This is a genomic window from Acidovorax sp. HMWF018 (assembly GCF_003061035.1).
GTDB lineage: Bacteria > Pseudomonadota > Gammaproteobacteria > Burkholderiales > Burkholderiaceae_C > Acidovorax > Acidovorax delafieldii.
On record NZ_QAIM01000543.1, the window covers coordinates 14,475 to 18,648 of the forward strand.

4 protein-coding genes and 1 pseudogene are annotated in these 4,174 nt (G+C 66.6%); 2 read left to right on the forward strand and 3 right to left on the reverse strand.

The annotated features are described in order from the left end of the window. The 3 genes and pseudogenes from DBR23_RS23025 to DBR23_RS23035 all read right to left on the reverse strand — a co-directional run. Positions 1 to 322 (reverse strand): annotated as a pseudogene (locus DBR23_RS23025) (hypothetical protein); the annotation flags it as partial. Positions 323 to 326: 4 nt separating this feature from the next. After that, on the reverse strand, positions 327 to 1,451 hold the full coding sequence (locus DBR23_RS23030; protein ID WP_108499721.1) for a saccharopine dehydrogenase family protein: 1,125 nt from the start codon (positions 1,449 to 1,451) through the stop codon (positions 327 to 329). A gap of 5 nt (positions 1,452 to 1,456) precedes the next feature. Next, on the reverse strand, positions 1,457 to 3,154 hold the full coding sequence (locus tag DBR23_RS23035) for an EAL domain-containing protein (RefSeq protein WP_233250690.1): 1,698 nt from the start codon (positions 3,152 to 3,154) through the stop codon (positions 1,457 to 1,459). A 188-nt stretch (positions 3,155 to 3,342) separates the two neighbouring features. Between DBR23_RS23035 and DBR23_RS23040 the strand changes: the two genes are divergently transcribed. Both DBR23_RS23040 and DBR23_RS23045 read left to right on the forward strand, forming a co-directional pair. Further along, positions 3,343 to 3,669, forward strand: a complete 327-nt coding sequence (locus DBR23_RS23040) for a helix-turn-helix transcriptional regulator (protein WP_108499698.1) — start codon at positions 3,343 to 3,345, stop codon at positions 3,667 to 3,669. A gap of 41 nt (positions 3,670 to 3,710) precedes the next feature. Then, the coding region (locus tag DBR23_RS23045) for an ArsI/CadI family heavy metal resistance metalloenzyme (protein ID WP_146191420.1) at positions 3,711 to 4,174 on the forward strand (464 nt) is incomplete at its 3' end.

The following is a 4,174-nucleotide window of genomic DNA, read 5'->3' on the forward strand; positions in this document are numbered from 1 at the left end:
GCAGGGACTGGTGGGGGCCTTGGCCCTGGTGGCGCATGGAGGCTGCCCACTGGGTGAAAGGGAACGTACGGCCAACCATAGCCGCAGCCGCGAGCACGGGGCGGTCATAGCTGACGAACTGTGTGCGCATGGACAGCGCCCGCAACGCGCCGGCGCCCAGGTTCTCGGTGGTGGCGCCCACACTGGGACAGGGCGCACCACTTTCCATGCTGGTACGGCGCACCAGCGAATCCCACTGGCACCGCCACTCGTGGTAGTGGAAGGCATCAAAAACAATGTCGGCACGCGCTGGCATCAGGAAGGTCAATTTCCGGTGGGCCATGGCCTCATTCCTCCACCACATCGGTCACCATGCCCCACTTCGCAAACTCGGGTGCAAAGGCCTCCAGGGGCAGCAGGCTGGTGCTGGTGTGCGCCCCGCGGGGCAGCGGTTGCCCGGCTGCGAGCCGGCGGGCCAGCAGGATGGCGGCCATGCAGGGAATCTCGGGGCCATGGTCGTTATCGGCCGCAATGTGCCATGCGCGGCGCCGGGGCTGGCCTTGCGCATCCGCGCCCGCCACACGCACCACCATGCCGCCCAGCGGCGTGCCCAGAAAGTCCAGCGCGCCGCCCGCGTGGTGCATCAGCCAGGCCAGCTTTTCGGGGTGGGGCAGCACGCCCCAACGGCGCAGCGTTGCCAGGGTGGCGAAGGCTCTTTGCGCCAGGCCGACCTCCAGGGCAGCGCGAAAGGTGACACGGTCGCGGGCCTGGTAATGGGCGGGAAAGATCTCCAGGTCAGGGATGTCGCAGACCGCCCCGAGACGGGGGCGTAGCCGCTGGAACTGGACGGGGCTGGGCCGCGCCCAGCCCCGGTACGGCTGCCACCGTCCACCATCCCACACATCGATGGGAAGGCCGCAGTAGCTCAGCACGGCCGCCAGCGTGGCCTGGCCCCGGGGCGCTCGTTGCGCAGGGGCAATGCAGATGTCGATGCTGTGGATGTGTTGCCAGCCCGCGCACAGGTGGTCGATAACGGCCGAGGACAGCGCGGGCACCGTGCTGGCGCCAGCGATGGCCGTGCGCCCGGCGGCAGTGAATGCAGCCTGCATCGCGGCCGGAAAGTCGCACACAAACCGGCGGCCGTCGGCCAGGTCGATGTAGTGCGCGCCCGCCTCGGCCGCCGCCTGGGCCACGTTGTAGGCTTGCGCCTGAAAAGGGCCCGCCGTGTGGATCACCAGACCCACACCCCACTCGCGCAAGGTGGCGGCCAGGCCCGGCACTTGGTGGTCCAGCGCCACGCCCTGCGCACCGTGGCCCAGCGAGGCGGCCAGGGCCTTCGCTTGCGAGGCGTCCCGGCCCGCCACCAGCAGGGCCATGTGGTGGCGTGTGGCCTCATCGCCCACCAGGGCGCGACAGATGCGCGCCCCAAAATTGCCGTAGCCGCCCAGGACCAGGGTTTTCAGTGCAGCCATGGGGGTCATGCCCCCGAGGCCCAAGGCGTGCTGGGCTGCGTGGGCACAAAAGAGGTATCGCTGTCCCGGCCACTGCCCGGCGTGTGCAGCAGTGCTTGCAATGCGGCACGCTGCGACTGCAGTTGCGTTCGGTGCCAATTGGGCACGTCAGGCGCTGCAATGGGGCGGCTGAACAGGTAGCCCTGGATGTGGTGTAGCCCGGCGGCGGCGAGGGCCCGCAGCTCTTCGGGCGTCTCCACGCCTTCAACCACCACTGACAGGCCCAGGTCCCGCGCCAGCGAGCTGATGTGCCGCAGCAGCTTCTGGCGGCGGCGGTCGTGTGGCAGCTGGCGTACGAACAGGCGGTCGCATTTGATGCCCGCAATCGGCAGCTCGGCCAGCATGCCCAGCGACGAATATCCGGCGCCAAAGTCGTCCATCAAAACGGCCACACCCAAGGCGCTCAGCGCGCTGATGGCCGCCACCATCTGGGGGCCCAGCGCAATCACGGCATGCTCGGTCATTTCGAGCTTCAGGATGCGCGGGGGCAGGCCGCGCTGGGCCAGCTGCAGGCCCAGCCAGGGCGCAAAGCTCTCGTGCATCAGCGTGACCGGTGCCACATTGACGCTGATCGACACTGCATCCATCCCCTGCGCTCGCCAGTTGCACAGATGATCGAGTGCGTTGCACACAATCATGCGGTCCACCTCCGCCGTCTTGCCCTGCAGCTCGCACACCAGCAAGAAGGTTTCGGGGTTGATGCGGCCCAGGGTGGTGTCGGTCAGGCGCAGCAGCGCCTCCAGCTGTACCCCGGTGCGCTGGGTGTGGATGATGGGCTGGAAATGCAGGGCCAGGTTGTCGGGATGCAGCAGACGGTCCAGGTGGTCGGCAATCAGCGACTGCTGAATGTCGGTGTGGGCGTTGTGGGCCAGTGCCGAGGTGCGCATCATCGACAACCCGCGCCGCAGCAGCTGCTGGCGCCCCGCGTCCGAGCGCAGGTTGCTCAGATGCTCCATGGCCACCGCCATCGCAAACACCAGCATCACAACGAGCAAGGCAGCGCCATCGGACGCCGCATCGTGGTTGCCCTGGTGCATGGGAAAGGTGTTGACCAACAGCCAGTGCAGTACCAGGATCGCGCCGCCGCACAGCAGCTTGTCTGTCCAGTTCTGGGCCCGGTAGCGGGGGGTGAGCACACTGAGCTTGGCGGCGCGGTGGCGGATGGCGCAGTAGCAAGAAATGCCGGTGGCGATGCCCAGCGACAGCACAGTGGCCGGCAGGTTGATCTGCCCGAAACTCTGCACATGGCTGCTGGTGATGGTGAAGTGCCCTGCCAGCGTGCCCATCGCCAGCCACAAGCTGGCCAGCGCAATGCGGCGCTTGCTGGCGCCGGTGCTGAGGGTGGGGATGGTGAGCCGCGCACTCACCACCATGATGACCAGGCCGCTGAGCGCGGGCACCAGCTCCAGCACATGGTGCGACAGCTCGTTGTACAGGAACAGGCCCACCACATCCAGCGCCCACACAATGGAGCCAATGCACAGGGCTGCGTGCGATGCACTGATGCGGCGGCTGGACGGGTCCACGGAATACGCGGTGTGCTCCACCAACTGCTGGCACACGTGCACGACGAGTGCCGCAAAGACCCAGAACAGCAGGCTTTGCAGCAGTGGCGGAAACCCCACCACAAACACCTGCATGGCGCCATGCCAGATTGAAACCATATCGTCCACGTGCTCCCGCCCTTTTTTGTATGCGGGTCATCATACGACCGTGGGGCGGGGCCAACGCGTAACAGCCTGTGGCGGGTGTGCGCTTCCGGGTGGTTGGAGGTCACCTGGAGCGAGTGTGGGTTTTTCGTGATTTTTGGGATGCTATTTCAATAATTCAACAATCGTTGTATTATTGATCCATGCAAGAAACCGATGTTGTCCGAGCCCTCGCAGCCTTGGCCCAGGAGGTCCGCCTGCGGGTCTTCCGTGCGCTGGTGGTAGCGGGCCCTGCAGGGTTGACCCCCAGCGACTTGGCCGCCCAGCTGGAGGTGGCGCCCAACACCCTGTCTTTTCACCTCAAGGAGCTGTCGCATGCCGGGCTCATCAGCCAGGAGCGACAGGGCCGCAACCTGATCTACCGCGCCGCGTTCGACACCATGAATGCGCTGCTGGCCTACCTCACTGAAAACTGCTGCGAAGGCCAGGGCTGCGCGCCTGCCGACGCGGCCGCGTCTTGCCATTGCTGACCGTCTCTGTCCCTCTGTCCATTTCCCCCGAGGAGAACCCCATGAAACGCTTCCACGCCCATGTGCATGTCGATGACCTGACCCAGAGCATCGCCTTCTATTCCAAGCTGTTTGCTGCGGCCCCCACGCGGGTGGAGGCAGACTACGCCAAGTGGATGCTGGAGGACCCGCGCGTCAACTTCGCCATCTCCACGCGCGGCGCCAAGCCAGGCTTGGACCACTTTGGCATGCAGACCGACGACGCTGCGGAGCTGGCCGAACTGAAGGCCCGCGCCGAGGCCGCCGACATGGCCTTGCTCGACGAGGGCAACACCACCTGTTGCTACGCCCGCAGCGAAAAGCACTGGGTGACCGACCCGCAGGGCATTGCATGGGAGCACTTTCACACCCTGGGCGACATCCCCGTCTTCAACGAAGCCACACCGTCTTCATCTGCGGGCGCCTGCTGCGCGCCAGCGGCGGTGGCAGCCCCTGCACCTGCGGCCCCTCGGGCGGCGTGCTGCGG

Coding starts and splice junctions, on each gene's coding strand:
- DBR23_RS23035 (WP_233250690.1), bottom strand. CDS start 3,154: ATGGTTTCAATCTGGCATGGCGCCATGCAGGTGTTTGTGGTGGGGTTT.
- DBR23_RS23030 (WP_108499721.1), bottom strand. CDS start 1,451: ATGGCTGCACTGAAAACCCTGGTCCTGGGCGGCTACGGCAATTTTGGG.
- DBR23_RS23040 (WP_108499698.1), top strand. CDS start 3,343: ATGCAAGAAACCGATGTTGTCCGAGCCCTCGCAGCCTTGGCCCAGGAG.